The 19,849-nt window shown below is 46.6% G+C and carries 20 protein-coding genes and 3 tRNA genes; 15 read left to right on the plus strand and 8 right to left on the minus strand.

The window, feature by feature from the left end; translation table 11 throughout:
- Positions 1–82: 82 nt before the first annotated feature.
- A complete protein-coding gene (locus NDI48_09940) occupies positions 83–604 on the plus strand; it encodes a hypothetical protein (GenBank protein MEP0831528.1) in 522 nt (173 codons plus the stop codon).
- A 51-nt stretch (positions 605–655) separates the two neighbouring features.
- On the opposite strand, the gene NDI48_09945 is transcribed toward NDI48_09940, so the two are convergent.
- A tRNA-Ile gene (locus tag NDI48_09945) sits at positions 656–728 on the minus strand.
- Positions 729–1,187: 459 nt separating this feature from the next.
- Here NDI48_09945 and NDI48_09950 point away from each other — a divergent pair.
- Together NDI48_09950 and NDI48_09955 are read left to right on the plus strand one after the other, a co-directional pair.
- A complete protein-coding gene (locus NDI48_09950) occupies positions 1,188–1,931 on the plus strand; it encodes a hypothetical protein (protein MEP0831529.1) in 744 nt (247 codons plus the stop codon).
- A gap of 210 nt (positions 1,932–2,141) precedes the next feature.
- Positions 2,142–3,611, plus strand: coding sequence for a hemolysin family protein (locus NDI48_09955; protein MEP0831530.1), 1,470 nt, complete (start codon positions 2,142–2,144; stop codon positions 3,609–3,611).
- On the opposite strand, the gene NDI48_09960 is transcribed toward NDI48_09955, so the two are convergent.
- Entirely contained in the window at positions 3,593–5,197 is a 1,605-nt protein-coding gene (locus NDI48_09960) for a serine/threonine protein kinase (protein ID MEP0831531.1), read from the minus strand. The two genes, NDI48_09955 and NDI48_09960, sit on opposite strands and share 19 nt — an antisense overlap.
- 166 nt (positions 5,198–5,363) lie before the next feature.
- The gene (gene queC / locus NDI48_09965; GenBank protein ID MEP0831532.1) at positions 5,364–6,062 is read right to left on the minus strand and encodes a 7-cyano-7-deazaguanine synthase QueC; all 699 of its coding nucleotides are present in this window, start codon (positions 6,060–6,062) and stop codon (positions 5,364–5,366) included.
- Between the two features lie 452 nt (positions 6,063–6,514).
- Between queC and NDI48_09970 the strand changes: the two genes are divergently transcribed.
- Together NDI48_09970 and NDI48_09975 are read left to right on the plus strand one after the other, a co-directional pair.
- The gene (locus NDI48_09970) at positions 6,515–6,760 is read left to right on the plus strand and encodes a hypothetical protein (protein ID MEP0831533.1); all 246 of its coding nucleotides are present in this window, start codon (positions 6,515–6,517) and stop codon (positions 6,758–6,760) included.
- Positions 6,761–7,018: 258 nt separating this feature from the next.
- A complete protein-coding gene (locus NDI48_09975; protein ID MEP0831534.1) occupies positions 7,019–8,095 on the plus strand; it encodes a Gfo/Idh/MocA family oxidoreductase in 1,077 nt (358 codons plus the stop codon).
- Between the two features lie 69 nt (positions 8,096–8,164).
- On the opposite strand, the gene NDI48_09980 is transcribed toward NDI48_09975, so the two are convergent.
- The gene (locus NDI48_09980) at positions 8,165–9,397 is read right to left on the minus strand and encodes a GDSL-type esterase/lipase family protein (GenBank protein MEP0831535.1); all 1,233 of its coding nucleotides are present in this window, start codon (positions 9,395–9,397) and stop codon (positions 8,165–8,167) included.
- Between the two features lie 128 nt (positions 9,398–9,525).
- Between NDI48_09980 and NDI48_09985 the strand changes: the two genes are divergently transcribed.
- Positions 9,526–9,666 (plus strand): hypothetical protein, encoded by a 141-nt coding sequence (locus NDI48_09985; GenBank protein ID MEP0831536.1) that lies wholly within the window; start codon positions 9,526–9,528, stop codon positions 9,664–9,666.
- On the opposite strand, the gene NDI48_09990 is transcribed toward NDI48_09985, so the two are convergent.
- Entirely contained in the window at positions 9,663–9,824 is a 162-nt protein-coding gene (locus NDI48_09990) for a hypothetical protein (protein ID MEP0831537.1), read from the minus strand. The genes NDI48_09985 and NDI48_09990 overlap by 4 nt on opposite strands.
- Positions 9,825–10,193: 369 nt before the next feature.
- Between NDI48_09990 and NDI48_09995 the strand changes: the two genes are divergently transcribed.
- From NDI48_09995 to NDI48_10010, 4 genes are all read left to right on the plus strand, one after another.
- Positions 10,194–11,333, plus strand: a complete 1,140-nt coding sequence (locus NDI48_09995) for a hemolysin family protein (GenBank protein MEP0831538.1) — start codon at positions 10,194–10,196, stop codon at positions 11,331–11,333.
- Positions 11,334–11,477: 144 nt separating this feature from the next.
- Positions 11,478–11,562: transfer RNA gene (locus tag NDI48_10000), tRNA-Tyr, on the plus strand.
- A 73-nt stretch (positions 11,563–11,635) separates the two neighbouring features.
- Positions 11,636–11,707: transfer RNA gene (locus NDI48_10005), tRNA-Thr, on the plus strand.
- A gap of 66 nt (positions 11,708–11,773) precedes the next feature.
- Complete coding sequence (locus NDI48_10010) at positions 11,774–12,052, plus strand: hypothetical protein (protein ID MEP0831539.1); 279 nt, start codon at positions 11,774–11,776, stop codon at positions 12,050–12,052.
- 162 nt (positions 12,053–12,214) lie between these two features.
- Here NDI48_10010 and NDI48_10015 read toward each other — a convergent pair whose 3' ends face one another.
- Complete coding sequence (locus NDI48_10015; protein ID MEP0831540.1) at positions 12,215–12,811, minus strand: MarC family protein; 597 nt, start codon at positions 12,809–12,811, stop codon at positions 12,215–12,217.
- A 409-nt stretch (positions 12,812–13,220) separates the two neighbouring features.
- A complete protein-coding gene (locus NDI48_10020) occupies positions 13,221–13,460 on the minus strand; it encodes a hypothetical protein (GenBank protein MEP0831541.1) in 240 nt (79 codons plus the stop codon).
- 581 nt (positions 13,461–14,041) lie between these two features.
- On the opposite strand from NDI48_10020, the gene NDI48_10025 reads away from it, so the two are divergent.
- On the plus strand, positions 14,042–14,854 hold the full coding sequence (locus NDI48_10025; protein MEP0831542.1) for a carbon-nitrogen hydrolase family protein: 813 nt from the start codon (positions 14,042–14,044) through the stop codon (positions 14,852–14,854).
- A 49-nt stretch (positions 14,855–14,903) separates the two neighbouring features.
- Here NDI48_10025 and NDI48_10030 read toward each other — a convergent pair whose 3' ends face one another.
- A complete protein-coding gene (locus NDI48_10030) occupies positions 14,904–16,106 on the minus strand; it encodes a Uma2 family endonuclease (GenBank protein ID MEP0831543.1) in 1,203 nt (400 codons plus the stop codon).
- A 218-nt stretch (positions 16,107–16,324) separates the two neighbouring features.
- On the opposite strand from NDI48_10030, the gene NDI48_10035 reads away from it, so the two are divergent.
- The 4 genes from NDI48_10035 (at position 16,325) to NDI48_10050 (ending at position 19,708) form a co-directional block, all read left to right on the plus strand.
- Entirely contained in the window at positions 16,325–16,591 is a 267-nt protein-coding gene (locus NDI48_10035) for a hypothetical protein (GenBank protein ID MEP0831544.1), read from the plus strand.
- A gap of 118 nt (positions 16,592–16,709) precedes the next feature.
- The gene (locus NDI48_10040) at positions 16,710–17,945 is read left to right on the plus strand and encodes a pentapeptide repeat-containing protein (GenBank protein ID MEP0831545.1); all 1,236 of its coding nucleotides are present in this window, start codon (positions 16,710–16,712) and stop codon (positions 17,943–17,945) included.
- Between the two features lie 53 nt (positions 17,946–17,998).
- On the plus strand, positions 17,999–18,703 hold the full coding sequence (locus NDI48_10045) for a pentapeptide repeat-containing protein (protein MEP0831546.1): 705 nt from the start codon (positions 17,999–18,001) through the stop codon (positions 18,701–18,703).
- A 372-nt stretch (positions 18,704–19,075) separates the two neighbouring features.
- Entirely contained in the window at positions 19,076–19,708 is a 633-nt protein-coding gene (locus tag NDI48_10050) for a hypothetical protein (GenBank protein MEP0831547.1), read from the plus strand.
- Positions 19,709–19,849: the final 141 nt, after the last annotated feature.

A 19,849-nucleotide genomic window follows, 5' to 3' on the forward strand; every position in this document is an offset into this window, starting at 1 on the left:
AAGAGAGCCAATTGGCGCGATCGCCCTCTAATTTGCCCCTCAACAATCTTAAACTGCAATATCAGATATTATTGAGAAAATTATGAGTGTGAGGATTATGCAAATGCGGTTGACCCAGTTGCTCAGTGCGTTGGTTCTTGCTGCCGCTTCTAGTGGGTTTATTTCAGCGGCGAACGCCCAAACCACTGTCCCAAACCCAACCGGAGAATATACTGGCCCTAGAACCATGGGTCTTGACGCATCCTTCACTACCCCACCCAGGCGTCTCGAAACAATTCCAGAGGCATTTAATCGCGCCTTTTTCCAAGAATCTGGAGACTTCTACCGCAACCGCAAGATTGATCGGCAAATCAATTACATTATTGGTGCTGGTGTACCCTGGGGTGCAGGTTTTCCTGATCTGGAAGTTGAGCGGGATGCTGAACGTATCTTTAAACTTTATCGAGAACAATTAGAACTACAGGTTTCCAGTGACCCTGTCATTCGTACCCCCGACTTAGCTAACCCCTTCAATTCTTCACTGCGACTCATTTCGGGCCCCCCCCGTTTTGGTAATCGGCTGGAGGGAGGTGAGTTTATTTTCGATAGCGTACCACCTCAATAACCCTGTGCTGGAGTCATCAACGAAACAGGCAGTGAAACGCGAATTGTTCAATCCAGGGTGCAGGAGTTGAACCTGCCTTGGGCGAATTATGAGTTCGCTGCCTCAACCGCTCGGCCAACCCTGGTTAATCTATTATTACCATATTGGCATACCCACTTTATCTAGGGCCGACGATTTCTATCTCAACCCGTCAAGTGATTCTCCAACTCAGGGCACCGTTCGTTACACATGATCCAAAGGCATGACTAGTATTTCTCCCACCCTCATGCTCATCCTCATATGATCTCCGGTCATCTGGGGCACTCATCTCCGGTCTTACCTTCTCCCATCCTCATCCTCGTATGATCTCCGGTCATCTCTGACCCCACTCCCCCCACTCATGTTTCTGGAAACAAGAGATTGACTTTTTTTGAGTAAGTGCTAAAACAGACAACTAAGATAGAAACGGCTTGCTTGTTTTGGCAGCAAGCCGTTCCCTATGAATTTTTATGTCAAAATTTTGTGTCGAACGGCTGTCGAGCTGTAAGAGAAGCATAACTGACAGCAACTTCACGGAGCATGTGCGGAGTAATTTGAATCACTCATGAAATTAAACTCAACTGTAGCTCTCACCTTAATTCTGCTGGCAATGATGTTAGGTGCCGGTTTTGTGAGTTCGATGTGGGGATTCACTCTCGGTCACGAGGCCCTCAAAGGCGTTACCCAGCCAGATGTTCGCCCCATCAAAGATGTAGCCGATAAACAGAAGGCTGCTCCTGGTAAAGAAGGGTTAACTATTTTGCGGGAAGAAGATATCCTCACCAAGGTTAACGAGTACATCAAGAATACTGGCAAGAACGCGAAACCTGAGAACAAGAACGACGCGAAACCTGAGAACAAGGACGAGCAAGCTAACAATAGCAGTTCCTCTGATCCAGATAACCAACCGTCCCCTGAGCCATCGCTCACACAGGCATCCTTTGCCAGTGCAAATCCTAATCTCAACTTACCCATCAAAAGTGAGGATCGGGGCGTCATGTTAGAGATACGCTCCGCTAATCAACAGGGAGGTTCTTTATTGTTAAATGTGACGCTCAAGAATCAGGGAGTCAATGCGGTACGATTCCTATATAGCTTTTTGAACGTTACGGACGAGCAAGGTCGTGCCTTGAGCGCGATTACTGAAGGTTTGCCAGGAGAATTGCCTCCCGATGGACAGGAATATTCAGGTACAGTGAGTATTCCTGCCGCTTTGATCGAGAATGCCCAAAAGCTTTCGTTAACATTGACGGATTATCCTGATCAAAGACTTCAGCTAAAAATGTCCGAAATTCCTGTCGCCCGATAAACCCTTTGAGTGCGGCAACCGTAAATAGTAACAATTCTTTTAGGACGAACTTGAGATTTTTCTACTTTTGATAGAGTTGCCAAATCAGATCGTTCTTGAAACATGGATGGGTAGGGACAGCACCGCTCTCTACCCAGCGGCTCAAGGTGCGGTGTCGTTCTTTCTCCCACTCCTGCAAAGGATGGGCTGCCCCAGGTTGCGGAAGTTTTTGTGAGCGTTTATTCTAACCTCACCGGTCAAGACATTGTACTGCGATTGTTATCAGTGCTGCTTCTGATTGCAATCAATGCGTTTTTTGTCACGGCTGAGTTTTCCATGGTTTCTGTGCGGCGATCGCGCATCAATCAGCTAGCAGATGCAGGTGATGTTCAGGCGAAAACCGTTCAATCCTTGCAACGCAGCATCGAGCGTTTACTCTCGACCACTCAGATCGGAATTACGCTTTCCAGTTTGGCGTTGGGCTGGATTGGGGAGAGTACCATGGCGGTTCTGGTCGCGGCGGGAATTGGACAATTGCCCCTGCCGCGATCGGTTAGCCAGTTTATGGCTCACTCTCTAGCCATCCCGATCACTTTTTTTGTGATTGCCTATCTGCAAATTGTTCTGGGCGAACTGTGTCCCAAATCCGTTGCTCTGCTTTACTCAGAACAACTCGCGCGGTTTCTCGGCCCCCCTAGCCTCGCGATCGCACGTTTTTTTAATCCGTTCATCTGGATTTTAAACCAATCGACTCGCTTGCTTCTGCGCCTTGTCGGTATCCAATATACCGGTCAAGGCTGGTATAACCGAGTCACCCCAGAAGAGTTACAACTGATTATTACCACCGAACGCGAGTCCACCGGACTAGAAGCGGAAGAACGCGAACTCCTGAAAAACGTGTTTGAGTTTGGTGAAGTGGAAGCGGTAGAGGTAATGGTTCCCCGCACCAGCATTGCTGCCATTCCGAGTACAGCAACCTTCCAGACGCTGCTAGAGGAAATTGCTCAAACCGGTCACTCGCGCTATCCCGTCATGGGCGAATCCCTGGATGACATTCAGGGGATTATTTACTTCAAAGAGTTAGCCCAACCGCTCTCCCAAGGGCAGCTCACCTTAGAAACGCCAATTTTGCCCTGGATTCGTCCCGCTCGGTTTGTACCGGAATCGATGCCGCTTTCGGAACTCTTGCCCTTGATGCAGCGATCGCACCTGATTATGATGATGGTTGTGGATGAGTTCGGTGGTACAGCCGGGTTAGTCACCCTCAAAGACTTAATTGCGGAAATTATTGGTGATAACTCTGAACCCGAAAGTACAGAAGAATTGCCCGTACAAATTCTGGATGAACAAACGTTTCTAGTGCAAGCCCAAATGGATTTGGAAGAGGTTAACGAACTTTTGGATTTGAATTTACCCTTAGCTGACGAATACCAAACCTTAGGCGGCTTTGTGCTCTACCAATTTCAAAAAATTCCCGTACAGGGTGAAACCCTAAATTATGACAATCTGAATCTAACCGTCGTTTCGGCTGAAGGCCCGCGCGTACATCAAATTCGCATTCACCGTCAGGAGGCCACATCCACATCACTGGAAGACATTTCAATACCCCATCGGGTGACACAAACGGGCACAACAGAGGAGATTCCAGAAGATGAAGTAATGCGTAATCTCGATGAAGATTCCTATAAAGACTCCGAATAGCGGTCGTGCCACTCGGATTTTTCCAGGGAAAATGACCACCAGTAGGGCAGTTGATTGGGGGATTGACCCTTACCTATCATTTGCAGCCCATCTAACGACAAAATCCCTTGACTTTCTCCTAGTACCCAATGACCTGATGCCACTTTTGCCGCGATACGCATGACCCAGTTTTCTGACGTCGATTGTGTGGGTTGTGAGAGAACACGCAGTTTTCGTAGCGTTACCTTATTCGTCTGAGGATCGATGTTTCCCTGAATCGCAATCCGATAAAAACCCTTAAAATTAACAGATTGGATACTCAAGGTTCCACTAAACGAACCAGACTCAGGAGTAACGGTGAGCATCGCCGCTTGATTGTCAAACTCGCCATACCAAATTTCAACTCTTGCCCCCATTTTAAAGAATGACCAGGAGTATGAATTTTGCAGCGAATCTTGCCCCATCCCTGAAATTTGCTTCTCATCGGATGACAAAGTTCCTGTATTCCTTCCCAAATTCCACAACCCTGAATAAGGTTCCCAGAGGACGCGCACTTCTCGCATTTGGATGGCGTTTGTTCTGGGGTCAAGGTTACCCTGAATCCCAATCCGAGAAAGACCATTCAGAGATTGAACGGTTAAAATTCCACCAAACCAGCTACCTAAATGGTAACTAATCGTAAAATTCGCCAGTTTATTGTCAAACTCGCCATACCAAGTCCCAATCATGGGAGATGTTAAGTCTTTGAGTACCTCCTCAGTAGATTGATATCGTGCCTTCACCTCAACCTTGAGCATCTTGTCCAACATCTGCCTTAGCTGCTTACTAATAGCGGCACCCGGCGGCTTGTCTTGCCATAACCAACGGGTTTCCTTCGAGTTGTAGAGGAGATGAGGAGTGGTGCCAGTCAATAGATGAATACAGGTGGCCCCCAAACCATAAAGGTCACTAGCGGGATAAGCTTCGCCATAGGTCATCTGTTCGAGTGGCGCATAACCCTGAGTTCCGCAGTAAGTCTTCGGTAGGACTACTGTGCCACTCAAATATTTGGCTACACCGAAGTCGATGAGCACCAACTTACTATCCTGCTTGCGGCGCATGATATTGTCTGGCTTAATATCCCGATGAATTACACCCTGCTGATGGACAAACTTCAATACAGCTAAAAAGTCGAGCAGCAATTCCCGAATCTTGAATTCACTAAATGTTCCGTGCTGTTCCAACTCTGTTAACAGTGTTTGCCCTTCAATAAACTCCTGCACTAAATACAGATCAGTGCCGTCCTTAAAGTATGCGAATAGCGCAGGAATCTGTGGATGTTGCCCTAACTGTTGGAGTCGCCTTGCCTCTTGCTCAAACAGTTGGGTTGCCTTCTCAATGGCTCCAATTCCTTTAATTTGTGGTGTAAATTGCTTAATGACGCAGCGTTCATTTAGCTTGTCTATATCTTCAGCCAGATAAGTTCTGCCAAATCCCCCACGACCTAGGGGCTGAATGGGACGATAACGGTTTCGCAACAGCACCAGTTTTGTCCCGCAACGCTGACAAAATTTTAAGCCATCTGGATTTAGGGGATTTTGGCAATCGGGATTGAGGCAGCAGGTCATTCTTGGGAGACAAACATCAGATTAATCTATATTAATTTTTCCCTTGATGAAACCTAAAATAATTCTTATAAACGGATGAGTTTGCTGTGCAAAAATCTGAGTCAAATCAAGGTTGAAGTGCAATGATAAAATATGAAATAACAGGGCTAAATCAAGATTTTGTGATTTATCGGTTTAGTTCCTCGCTCCTCATTGCATAAGAGAGCGGGTCTTGCAATCCCAATTCAGCAAAAGCCGCCAACCTCAACCGACAGGAATCACAAACACCGCAACCCACATCAGCGCCAGCGTAGCAAGACCAAGTTTGTTCCCAAGGGACACCGAGCTGGTTGCCTAGCTGAATAATCTCAGTTTTTTTCAGGTCAATCAGAGGAGTGGCAATCTCAATAGCTGTTCCTTCCCGACCTTGCTTTGTGCCTAGGGCAAAAACTTTTTGCATGGCTTGGATATAGTCCGGACGACAATCGGGATAACCGGAATAATCTAACGCATTGACTCCGACATAAACTCTTTGAGCATCGATCGCTTCCGCATAAGATAAACCAAAGCTCAAAAAAATCGTATTTCGAGCTGGTACATAAGTAATTGGGATGTTCTGAGACATCTCATCCAGAGTGCGCTCTTCGGGTAAGTCAATGTCATTATCTGTTAACGCGGAACCGCCCCACTGTCGCAAATCAAAACTGACGATTTGATGCTCCTTCACACCCGCACAATGGGCGATTGCCTTAGCATATTCGAGTTCCCTGCGGTGGCGCTGTTGGTAATCAAAAGAAATGGCATAACATTCATAACCATCTGCCTTGGCTTGATAGAGAGCTGTTGCAGAGTCTAATCCTCCAGATAACAAAATAACGGCTTTCAAAATCTAAGTCCTTCTTTGATGAGCTACTAAGTTTCAGGCTATATCTGCAAGGCTAACTAGCCAACAAGCCAATCTTCTTATACTTATCTATCATATAAGCGAAGTGTAGGGGCAAAAGCACTAGTATTGGGAGTTTGAATTAATTTCATCAATACCATAAAATACAGAATATTGATGAAATCGATTAAGATTATTAAGGCTACAAATTTTGACGGCTCAATGGAAACTGATTACAACTTTTGCACAAAAGGAGTGATTGAGAAACGTTTCTTTAAATTCAGCAGAAGTCAGGAGTTGTGCAATGAGAGGGCCTCCTGGTATAGCAGTCGCCAAGGCAATTAGGACTTTCGCCAAATACTGGAACATTGAGCCCTCAATATGCATCCCTTCTGCCTTCTGCGATATTCGGCGACCCAGCGCGCCGAATCCTCTAGCTCTTTGTATGAACTCCGGTGCCTTTTGCTATACATCACGGCAGAACTTTCTCATCAATTTTCAGGAGTATCCGACAAGCTTTCTCCTCCATCCTCACTCTCCTCTCCACTTCTCGACTCGCATCAGGTGAGTTATTGGCGTCTCATGGACGCACAGACCTCAAAGAAATTGCGGTTTATCAGTCAGCCGTGCGGATGCCAATGCCATGCTGCCCTACTGTCAAACTGCATGGTGAGGCGGCAGGGAGAGCTGAAATAGTCTAAAAGCACTGGAAATCGCAGTCTTAATGGACAACCCAGAAACTGACACATCTATCCGACGCTCTAGAAGTAGTAAAACCACAATGAAAAGAAAATGACCGCCCCAAAGACCTCCTAGAAATTTTGAGGGATCTAGGCAAAACTTTGGAATTCTTCACACTCAGAGGGGCTGTGGTACTATCTGGATGGTTTAAGGCGGCTCAGAATAAGCAAATCGACTTAGTTCCCGTGGTGGAGGAGCAGACAAGAGTGCAAGATAGAATGTGCCAAAGACATCCGGATACCCATTTGCAGCGCAGCCTGCCGCAGCCAATAAAAATTGGCGTTATCGGCGTTGGCAATATGGGACAACATCATGCCCGCGTTGTAAGTTTTCTCAAAGACGTAGAACTTGTAGGGGTGGCAGACATTAATGTCGAACGTGGTTTGGACATGGCAAGTAAATACCGTGTCCGTTTTTTTGAGGACTATCGCGACCTTCTACCCTATGTAGATGCTGTCTGTGTTGCCGTTCCTACAAAGTTGCATCACGAAGTTGGGATCAATTGTCTGCAAGCGGGGGTTCATGTCTTAGTAGAAAAACCGATCGCTGCCAGTATTGCCGAAGCCGAGTCTTTGGTGAATGCCGCAGCAGAATCCCAATCCATCCTGCAAGTTGGGCACATTGAACGCTTTAACCCCGCTTTTCAGGAACTGGGCAAAGTTTTAAAGACAGAAGAATTACTCGCTCTAGAAGCTCACCGAATGAGTCCTTATTCGGATAGAGCCAATGATGTCTCCGTCGTCCTGGATCTGATGATTCATGACATTGACCTGCTGTTAGAGCTCGCAGACGCCCCTGTGGTGAAGTTGACCGCCAGCGGCAGTCGTGCGGACAATTCTGGCTATTTAGACTATGTGACGGCTACCTTGGGTTTTGCCAATGGAATTGTGGCGACCTTAACCGCTAGCAAGGTGACACACCGCAAAATTCGGCGAATTGCGGCTCATTGCAAAAACTCGCTGACGGAAGCCGATTTTCTCAACAATGAGATTCTGATTCATCGGCAAACGACGGCGAACTGCATGACGGATTATGGTCAGGTGCTTTATCGCCAAGATGGGTTGATTGAAAAGGTTTACACCAGCAACATTGACAAACTCTGCGCGGAGTTGGAACACTTTGTGGGCTGTGTGCGAGGCGGAAATCAGCCTTCCGTTGGGGGTGAACAGGCACTAAAGGCTCTCCGCTTGGCAAGTTTAATTGAGCAAATCGCTCTGGATGGTCAAGTTTGGCAGCCATTGGATTATGATCGCCGCGACCTGCATGTTCGCCCTGTGTCAGTCGTCACCTATTAACCCTTAGTGAGTAGCCTTGAGGTTGGACTTGGGGCTACAACGAGGGACTAGGGGCTATGGGGATTAGGTTTAAGCGTCAGTCATTCCCTCTTCCCCTGTCGTGAAAGTGGCTGATTTTTGAAACACTTGCTGGAGCGATCGCGCGATCACTTCACTCACTGTCTGATTTCCTGGAGGACTCAGATGAATGTGGTCGCGGTACAACCTCTGAGGCGTTTCCCAGTGATTGAACAGGGGCAGAAAATCCAGATAGTGCATGAGTTCATCTTGGGTAAGCTGGGTGAGGCGATCGCGTGCCTTCAGCTCGTAGTCACGGGGGCCCGGTTCCCCAATTTCTCGCAATAGAGGCGTCATGGCGAGTATAAACTCAGCACCAGCACGCGTCGCGAGGGACTGAATTTGGCGAATGGCATCCAAGTTGCTATCCAAGGGATCGTTCTTTAAGGCTTCTGTTGAGGGCTGTGCTAACCCAGAAAGAGGTGTTATGCCTTGTGAAGCCCCTGGCGTCCAAGTCGGCGCTCCGTTGGCGTAAGAGCGTTCTGGGCAGGAGTCAAGGTGATCACTAACAACGGACTGGGTATTGTCCGAGGTAGCAGAGGGGTGTGAAGGCATCAGCGCCACTTCCCCCCTTTGTTTATCTCTCAATACCTCCAGTTTTGGGGTAATGGCCTTTATTCCGATACCTCTGAGCTTCGGTAACAGGTAACGAGTGTAGACTTCAGCCAAAGCACAAGGGGGTTTCCGATTCGGATAATTGAGGGCGTGTCCTACAACTTGGGAAGTCGGTGCGGCGGCAAACAAATCATCGGTATTGAGCAGCAACACGATCGCCTGAGCCTGAAATGTTCCGAAACGCTGTAAATAAGCTAACTCATTGCGGGGCCCCCAAGAATTAGCTGAGGCATTTAGAACTTCAACTCGTTCAAATAGCGTTTGTCGATTCAGATTTTCGCCCCATGCTTCGGGAAGTGGGAGTTTCAGGTGAGCCGTCATCAGTGCTGAAAGGGTTCGATCTTGGTCAGTCCACCACGCCCCATTCGCAACAGAATCTCCCACTAACAGAACTCGCAGTGTTGAGGGGGGTCGCGTCTTTGTAATCGTCGGACTTCGCATGGAATACTCGTTAATGGCAATGCGATTGCCAAACCGCTTCGTGAGTTGGTTCGGGGCTAACAAGTACCCCATATCCTGATCGGCTAGATAAAGCAGGGGATTGCCGAAGCCAAAAAGCCACCGTAATGCCGCTTCTAAAACGAATAACAGCCCAACCCACACGAGCAAACTCACCAGCAAGATGTTCACGCCTTACCTCTATAGCTTCTAAATCAATCCTGTGAAGTATGAATTGATCCTCCTTTGATCGATAATCTAGACCAGGATATATTCGAGTTGTTACATCGCTTGAATTTAAAGATAGGAGCCAAAGCGATATGTCAGACCTCAATCGTGGAATCATGAAATTTAAGGGAGCTGATAGCCCGAAGGCGATCGCGATTTCGGCCGTACTGGTTTTGGGCAGTATTGGCTTGCTTCTTTGGTGGGCGCTTCAAAGTGCGTACACAGTGGGTTAATGGCGGAGTGTGGGAACTAACTGACAGCTAGTCTGAGGGGCTAGCTTCGGAAGTCCCTCATTGATCGCTTCCGCCTCCCTAGACAGCGAGAGTGAGCGAGTGTCACAAACTAGATGGGTTGAAACTACCGTCTTGCGATCGCCTCTAGCGAAGGTCAAAGTGAAGCTGTTATGTCGGCAAACTGCATTCAACGCACGGATTTTCCGGTCTATCCTACAAGAGTTTCAGAAATTTGATCATGCAAAATTGAAGGCTTTTTAGCTCACTAATTCTGTAAAAACGTCTGTTGCGGCGATCGCCCTCAACCGTATCCTGCTTTAGGCGGGAGTACCCCGTTCGGGACAAATGAGCGTTGCGTCAGTGGTAACGACGTTACGAGATCTACTCCTTGTGTTCTGAGCAGATCGCCTCAGGGCTTTAACGCTAAAGTAGAATTTTAAGCATTCTATTGGATTTCCTCTTACCAGCCAAATCTAGTAAAAACTTCTTTTCATAAATTTTGCAGTTAAAAGCACTGCGCTCTAAGCGTGAATTTTTTGCCAGTATCATTTCCGTTATACTTTCTTGCTGCTTCTGATATCGGTCCCCTTTTGGGAAATGTTGGGCTTGATATTATTGTGCTGGTCTTTATGCTGGTGCTGTCGGCTATGTTTTCCGGTTCAGAGACCGCAATTACGGCACTCGATAATCTCAAACTCAGGTCACTGATTAAAGACCAAGGTGATCCCAGTGGCATTTTCCGGTTGGTTTTAGAGAAACGCTCTCGTTTTATTACGACACTTTTAGTTGGCAACAACCTGGTCAATAATTTTTCAGCTATTCTCACTAGTAACCTTTTTGCTCTTTGGCTAGGCAGTGCCGGTCTGGGCATTGCTACTGCGGTTGTCACAGTTCTGGTGTTGATTTTTGGAGAGATTACCCCCAAATCCGTAGCCATCAATAATGTCATGCCAATTTTTAGGCTGACAGTACGCCCTATCTATTGGCTATCTAGGGTTTTATCTGTTTTCGGCATCACTTATTTTTTTGAAACGATCGCTCAAACAGCCATTCGATTTTTTCAAGGGGGAGTTGTTCAGGAAGGAGAATCCTTAAAAGACCTCACGTTACTGATTGAGGTTTTGGGGGGTAAAGGCAAACTCGATCTGGATAAACACCAACTGCTCTCCAAAGCTTTGATGTTAGATAGCCTCAACGTTCGGGATTTGGTTAAGCCCCGGATTGAGATGCGAACGATTTCCCATGAGGAAACGTTGCAAAATCTCGTAAATTTCTGTTTAGAGACGGGATATTCCCGCATTCCCGTTCAAGAAGAGTCGAAAGACCAAATCGTGGGAATTGTTCACCTAAAGCGGGCGCTCCAGCAGCTAACGTTAGCCCAAAAAGAAGGTCGCACTCCGGTCTTGGTCACAGAGGCGATGGACCCGCCTGTCTATGTTCCTGATACGAAGCGGGTTGCTAATCTTCTTAAGGAAATGTTGCAACATAGATTACATATTGCCATTGTAGTGGATGAATATGGTGGCACAGTAGGGTTGGTAACATTGGAAGATATCTTAGAAGAGCTGGTGGGCGAAATTTATGATGAAAGCGACTTCCCCAGTCGGGCAGCACGGGTGAGAAATAGTAGCGCTTCTAATAAGGTGCTGCGGAGAGGGGGAGTCTGAAGGTGCTATTCCTAGTGCGACAGGGGATGGCTGATGGGGGTTAAGCCGCTGAGTGGGAGGCCAAGCTGATAAAAATTCTAGATTCAAAAAAAATATTGGATTTCTATAGGAGTTGTGCTACTATTAATATTCGTGGGCGAAAATGGGTCGGTGCCCGAGTGGTTAATGGGGGCGGACTGTAAATCCGCTGGCTACGCCTACGCTGGTTCAAATCCAGCCCGGCCCACCACTTCAATTCTAAGTTTTGGATTTAAAATTTTGGATTGATTAATCCGAGATTTAGGAAAATCCAAACTTTATTTGCCCGTGTAGCTCAGTGGTAGAGCACACCCTTGGTAAGGGTGAGGTCACGAGTTCAATCCTCGTCACGGGCTTTAAGTAAACCTATATCCTGGTACGGACACTTGTACAGTGACTAATTAATTGTCATCGGTGACAAATTGCTGTCGCCAAAACTAATTACGTGTCGTTGTGACCAAGAAGTAAGGCTTTATCCTCAATGTGTTGGAAAACTACACCACTTAAGCCTGCAACGTCAGGATTTCGCCGATGGTGAAGACAAGATCGGTTTAGCCGGAGGACTCACCTTTGGGCAACTGACCATTGGTTCTAGCAACGGCAACACCCTGATCAGCAAGAATGGTGGTGAGGTGCTGGCAATCCTGGCGGATGTCAATTCTAGCCTGATTACTCAAGCCGACTTTATCAGCCTAATGTAACGCCTCAACCGTGATCGCTTCGGCTTTATCTAGGAGCGATCGCGGGCTTATATCATGTCCGGTTAATTACCCATAATTAGGTTAGAGTAACTGCAAATCAAAGCTTTCAAACAACAATATTATTTTATTTCGTCAGCACGATAATTATTTAGTCACTGTACATCAGTTCAGAAAAAGCTCACGAATTCCAGCACTGCCAATTTCCACCGCTAGAGCTGCCAACAGAAAACCTAGAAGTTTAATGATAATCACCGCACCTTGTGGGCCTATCCAAGCATCAATTTGACCTGCCAAACGCACAATTAGCCAGCTTACGAGCATGGCGGCAACAATACCAATCACAACACTCAAATGAGCTGTAGGCGATTCAGACATCAATAGCATGACAGTGGTGAGTGTTCCAGGCCCCGCTAACAGAGGCAAGGCCAATGGAGTAATCGCAACATCACGTCCCTGTTCAAGCACAGGTGTATCCATTTCTCCCTCTAGCATCCGTAAAGCAATGAGCAGTAAGAGTAGTCCCCCGGCTACCCGCAAAGACCCCATACTGATATCTAAATACTTCAAAACCCATTGACCTGCAAAGGCAAAGCCTAGCAGTACCGATGTCGCTATCATCATGGCTCGATCTACGACATTGTGTCTTTGCTCAGGTTCCATGCCCTTCGTCAGAACCAATAAAATCGGGACATTGCCCAAAGCATCGACTAGGACAAACACAGCAACAAACGTTTTGATCAGGATAGAAATATCGACCACTGGAGTTTAGGGAGCTTTTCTCCACTGTACTTCAATCATCATATTCTCCCGTGTCCCACCTCTAAAGACTGTGTTCTCGGTGTCCTTTATGTATTTGTGGTTTAATTGCGTTGCATTTGTTCTGACATAAAATCAAAGCTGTTATTGTGCGAGCGCGGCGTCAAGCCAATCACCTACCTCATTGGTAAGAAGCGCTTTAATTCTCTTGGAGACGGTACGCGAACGACACCAGTAAAACGGCTCGCGTGTTACTCAATGGTTAGCTCCAAGTTACGAGTACTTAGGTAACTTCTAGACTCAGACAGAACATCAAACACACAGATATGTATAGAACATGGACTCTACAGTGCTAGCAACGAACTTCTTGAGCGCCGTTGCCCTGAAGGGCTGATCAACACAGATTCATGCTTTAAGAGGCGATCGCCACCTCTGGATTGACACCGCCACCCGAAAGCTCTCCAGAGTACAGGAGTTCACGAGACTCTTGTTTCACCCGACCTTCCATCGCCTCCTGCTGTAATCTTATAAACGCTCTAAAGTCTTCCCAATCGTACTTCTTGGACAGAAGCTGGCGTAGTTGGTTTTCGGCTTCTACAGTCAGATAACCGGTTGTCAGCGCTTGCTGGGCAATTTCACGGATTAGATTCATGGTAGATTTCCTTATTCACTTGCTAAATAAAGGCAATACAAGAACTTTTGGACTCATTTAAACTCAAGCAACAGCTCTAGCACTACGGACGCATCGACTTAAGTTTTGTTTCGCTTTTCCGGATTCTTGTCCATGATCGCTGTTTTTGTTACATTTCTTTACATTATTTACCCATACTCTATCCAAATTCTAGGGATTGATCGGAATCTAGGGATTGATCGGAAGTTTACATAAGAAGCGGAAGTAGATTGTCTGCCTGAGGTAAGATTAGAGACGATATTCTGCCAAAACAAAAGAAAAACCTAACGCTCTTGCCCAGTAGATAGGCTCACGTCGATGTAATGCAGTGACGTGCAGGTTTCTCCAACTTGCGCGTTTAACGCTGAACTGCGTTACATCTTGTCAACACAAGCGCGGCTGCTTCGTAGGAGTCATTTTTGTCTTTTGTGTAACGCGGTATAAAGCAAACAGGGTAGGTGTAAAACCAATGCTTCTCAGAGAAAGGAGTATGTAGCTTTTAACGACTCTGCCTGCTATATTGACCAAAACTTAGCTATAGAAGTCCCCGTCCTACATTGCAAATGAAGTCCTATCTTGCCGCCGCAATTCAAATGACTAGCTTGCCCGACCTCGAAAAAAACTTGGTTGAGGCAGAAGAACTCATAGAACTTGCCGTGCGCCAGGGTGCCGAACTCGTCAGTTTACCCGAAAATTTTTCTTTTCTGGGTACAGAGGAAGACAAGATTGCTGAGGCCAACGAGATCGCTTTAAAAAGCGAAAAATTCCTCAAAACGATGGCACAGCGCTTTCAAGTCACTATCCTCGGCGGCGGTTTCCCGGTGCCTGTCAACCAGGAAAAAGTCTACAACACGGCTCTACTCATTGATCCCAGTGGAACCGAACTCACTCGTTATGAAAAAGTTCATCTATTTGATGTCAACGTCCCCGATGGTAACACCTATCGAGAATCGAGTACGGTGATGGCGGGTACCGACTTGCCGAGTGTTTACCATTCAGATCAACTAGGCAGCTTGGGGCTTTCTGTTTGTTATGACGTTCGCTTCCCAGAACTTTACCGACATTTGGCGTATAAGGGCGCGGACATTTTGTTTGTTCCTGCGGCCTTCACCGCTTATACAGGCAAAGACCATTGGCAAGTCCTCCTCCAAGCTAGAGCCATTGAAAACACTTGTTATGTGATTGCTCCAGCGCAAACAGGGCGTCATTATGCCACACGACGCACTCACGGTCACGCCATGATTATCGATCCCTGGGGAGTGATTTTATCGGATGCTGGAGAAAAACCAGGAGTTGCGATCGCAGAAATTAATCCTGTTCGCCTTGAGCAAGTCCGCCGTCAGATGCCTTGCCTACAACACCGCGTCTTTGTTTAAAAATTGCAGGAGTAGGGTGTGTCACAACGCACCTTACACGCAGTTGTGTTCAATCCAATGCATAGGGCCAAAGTTCAGATACGGGAAGTTCCCATCCAGGCAGGAGTTCTGTGGCTGTCAAGGTATCCTCATTCCCCAGTCGAATCACTTCATTTCCTGGACGATAGCAAGCTACAGTTTGCTCTTCCCGCTCCACCAACAGTCCTAAGGAGGTTCCTTGGTTGATGAATAATTGAATTTTTTCCTGGACTAAACCCTGTGGGTCAAAGGCAGATTTGATTTCTACAACTAAGTCAGGTACCAGTACAGGATAGGTAACCGGAATCTGTTTCAGGCGTTCCCGTGAAATGAAGGCTAGACGGGGAACCGAAACCTCCGCATTGGGTAGCCAAAAACTTGTATTAACCACTACACGCCCCAGTTGGCGAGGTTCGACCCAAGAGAGTAACTTGGCACTAAGGCGGACGCTCAGTTCACCCGTCACAAGGTCTGAGGCCCTCTCCGAGGCAGATAGCTCCGGTCCCGGTCTAACACTATCGCTAAGGGATCTAATTTTCCTGGATGTGGGGGGAGCCTCGTCCTCTGGTGAGACGGGTTGCAGTTGTTCGAGAATTTGTTGTTCTAAATCCTGAAGATTAATACCCAGGTTCCTCAGAACAGTTGCGGAGGCTCCATCCTGTTCGCGAATCAGACCGAGCATAAGATGCTCTGTACTAATTTCCGGTTCGCCGAAGCGCGATGCTTCTTCTGAGGCTAATCTGACAACTCGTTTTGCTTTCGGGGTCAACGGTCTGGAGCGGTCAAAGAGGGTAGAACCATAACCGATAATTTTTTGTACTTCCACCTGAGCTTTCCAGAGTGTCACTCCCATTGACTGGAGAAGTTGGGCAGAAAAGTTCATTCTTTCAGCCATGAGTCCCAAGAGGATTTGTTCAGTGCCGACAAAGTTATGCCTCAAGCGTTTCGACTCATTTTGGGCTAACCTCATTACTTCAATCGCCTGCTGGCTGAACCCTTCAAAGCTGTCATCTGCACAAAATTTTCTGGCAAACATAGACTTTGGCTCCAGAAAAAAAATTTCCTCAAGGGGACAGTGGAATAGTTGGGCAATTTTAAAGGCGAGGGGCAGGCTTGGGTCAGATTTACCCGCTTCCAGCGCGTTAATCGTTTGACGGCTAACCTCCAAACGCTCGGCCAAATTTGCCTGAGACCAGTTGCGTTCACTCCTAAGAGTACGTAGACGGTTTTTCATGGCTTGGAACCTGCTTGATCAAGGTTGCTCCATGCTGAACGAGTGATTCAAGTGTAATTATTTTTTGACTAACACGTCAATTTTATTTGACATAAGTTCAGAAATCGCTTTATGTTGTGTTTGTAAATAAAACATTTTAGGCGACAAAAGACAAGTAAAGTTGACAAAACCAGAATTGACGCTCACGCCCCTTGTCTAGGCAGTTCCTACATACCTTGATGGGTCAAAAAAAAACGGCGGTTGTCAAGTTTACACAACCACCGATTGAAAAGAAAGGAGGAAATCCTAGACACTTGAGTCTAAAACTGACTTTAGGTTTGACAAGCTCTAGCAAATCTACGTTGTTAATTCTTTCTACAAGGTCTTTTGCGCCAATTCCTGAAAGTTTGCCCAAGAATTTATACGGTACTGTCACCAGGGTCTGGATAACTTCAGTCAAAGTAGAAAGCTCTCGTTGGACGGCTAATTCGGCGATCGAGGTTTAGTGGTAACGTTCTAGAAATTGGGGGCTGAACCTCAGATAAAAATTGACCCTATCATGGTCTTGGATTAGCTTAAGAAAAATTTTGTTGAAATTGAGTTCACAAAAAGCCAAATATACCTATGAATGCCGACGAACTGCTGGAACGCTATGCAGCAGGAGAGAGATGTCTGCGTGGGGCCGACCTGCGTGGTGCTGACTTGCGTGGTGTTGACTTGCGTGGTGTTGACCTGAGTGATGCCAATCTGAGTGATACCGATTTGAGTGATGCTGACTTGCGGGATGCTGACTTAATTGGTGCTAATTTACGGGGTGCTGACCTGATTGTTGCGAGTCTGAGTGCTGCCGACCTCAGGGATGCCAATCTGCATGATGCCAACCTGATTGGTGCCAAGCTCGGTGTTGCGAACCTACGGGATGCTGACCTAAGTGGTGCCAATCTAAGTGGCGCTGAACTGAGTTGTACTGATTTGACCTGTAGTAACCTGAGTGGTGCCTATATTAGTGGTGCGAATTTGATTAAAGCCAGACTAAGTAGAGCGAACCTACAGGGTGCGAACTTGAGTGTGACCAACATGATTGGTGCTGACCTCAGCGGTGCTAATTTGCAAGGAGCCAACCTCGGCGGAGCTAATCTGATTGAAGCGGATCTAGGAGGAGCCAATCTACAAGGAGCTAAATTAAGTCGTTCAAATTTGGCTTATGTCAATCTAGCTAATGCTGACCTGTCTAACGCCGACTTAAGTGACTCTAACTTGGCAGGAACTAACTTGACTAATGCCGATCTGGATAACACGAATCTAGAAGGAACCATCCTGAGTTTGGGGGTAAGCCTGAATATCCGGAATCCAGATCAGAGAGCGCCTTACGAATGGAATGGTCTTTACTTCCACTCAAAAACAGAGCTAAAAATCGCGGAAGCTTTTGAGCGTGCTGGCGTTCCGTTCTACTTGAATGGCTGGACACGCATTCACAGCACTCAACACATCGATAGTAAGGAAATTGACTTTTTGGTTTTTTACCAGAGTAAGTGGGGCATTTTGGAAGTCAATGGTGAGCCATCTGAGCCACCCGTCTGCACTCTGTATGACCCTGAACGAGTCAGTCTTTGCGCCACGGACGCTCCTAACGTTGGTACCACTTCTTTAAGCAGCGATAGCGAAAGTGTTGCGGGACATAGTCCCACGCCACTGCAAAGCGCAGAGCGCAGGATCATTGCGCCACAAGAGCTTCGTCTGTTTAAAATTCCTAACATCAGTATTGTTGAGCATTATGAGGCGACCCGATGCTGGGAGGAACCGGACACTGTTGTGCAAGAATTTCTGGAGATTTTGACTCAGCCGTCAAACGTCCCCTAGTTTACTCCTGAAAGGAAAATTCAGAAAAATTTTGCTACAACTGAGTTTTCAAAATGGGGAATGAACCTATGGATGTCAACGAACTTCTGTCACGTTATGCCGCAGGAGAAAGAGACTTTCGGGACGCCGACTTAGCTGGTGCAGATCTCAGTGGTGCGAACCTGAGTGAGGCCGACCTACGAGAAGCCAACCTCAGTGGTGCCAACCTTAGCGGTGCAGACTTAATTGGTTCCAGCTTCAGTGATGCCAACTTAAGTGATGCGGATTTAAGGGATGCCAACCTGATTGCTGCCAAACTCAGTGTTGCTATCTTGACTAATGTCAATTTAGTGGGTGCCAACCTCAGTGGTGCTGAACTCAGTGGTGCTAACCTGAATGAGGCAATGCTGGGGGCTGCCAACCTGATTGGTGCCATCTTGATTCGAGCCAAGCTACATGCAGCCAACTTAAACGGTGCCAATTTGAGCATTGCCAACTTGATTGGTGCCAACCTCAGTGGTGCCAACTTGATTGGTGCAAATTTGAGTGGTGCAAACCTGATAGAAGCCAACCTGAGTGGTGCCAACTTAAATGGAGCTCGGTTGTATCGAGCCAACCTGGCACATGCCAAGTTAAATGGGGCTAACTTATGTAGTGCCGATTTCAGTGACGCCAACTTAGCTAAGACTGACTTGACGGACGCTAATTTGGAGAACGCCAATCTGGAAGGAACTATTCTCAATGTGGCGACAAGTTCCGAACCCAGTGTCGTGAGTTAATCGCCCAGAGTCTTCAGGGTGATGCAAATCACAGGGACAGGCTGAGCTAAGTCATTATCTGCCGCGCTCTATCTCCGCAACTCCTTCAAGAGGGAAACGAGAACCTTACAAAAGTATGCGGGTTATTGGGGTATAGTTTGCCCACAAACTATACTCGAATTGACATTCCCGACGGGTAAACTTCGGAGAGCCTAATGACTTTACTCTCCGAGAGCATTCAGGGTGCGTCCCCTTCCGATTTGAACTCATTCACCCAATTTCAGGTTCTCTCACCTAAGATTACTTAGCGATTATCTAACTGCATAAGTAGCAGGTGATCTAGAGATATATACAGGCAGAACACTCATTTTTTCTAAGCATTCAATGGCGAACATGAAATCACTCTTCATCTCGGCAGCTTTGGCTTTAGTTATTCCTGTGGCTGCCTGTAGCGGCAATAACCAAGTAGCATCAAACAGTGTTCAATCACCCACAACACAATCTTCGGCTTTATCTGAAACAAAGTCAGATTCCGTAACTAAGGATTGGTACACTTATAAAGCCAAAGATAACAGTTATACTATCCAGTTTCCTAGTAAACCACAGGAGGAAGATAAGACGGTTGCCAACCCTAATGTAGGGAAGCTTAAGTATATGCAGGTTTTGTATGAAGACAAAGCTAATAATCGAGCTTATTTAACTTCCAATATAATTTACCCTGGAAAATTGAGTCAATATAACTTTGAGAAAGATAGTCTTGAAAAAGAGCTGGATGGGATTCGCGATGGACAAGCTCAAGGTAGCAACTCAACTGTGACAAGTGAAAAGACGATTACATTCAATGGTTTGACGGGAAGGGAAATTACTTTTAAGGGGAAAAGTCAGCGGGGCGAGGCCATGATGTCACGAATTATGATCGACCCTAAAAAGCCAGCTTTATATCAATTAATAGTTGTAGCAGGCGATGGCAACTTAGCTTTTCCTGAAGCTCAGGCTTTTCTGGATTCTTTGACGATTTCTAAGTAAAATGATGCATTAAAATTATTACTTAAAATATCGTCGTGAATTTTTGCTAATCATGAGTTTCATTTTGCTCAATGAAGGATAGCCAAATAAATGATATCTATCAATCAATCACAGGAAACCCGAAATACGGCTAAGACTGAA

Origin of the sequence: Microcoleus sp. AS-A8 (genome assembly GCA_039962225.1) — a bacterium.
GTDB lineage: Bacteria > Cyanobacteriota > Cyanobacteriia > Cyanobacteriales > Coleofasciculaceae > Allocoleopsis.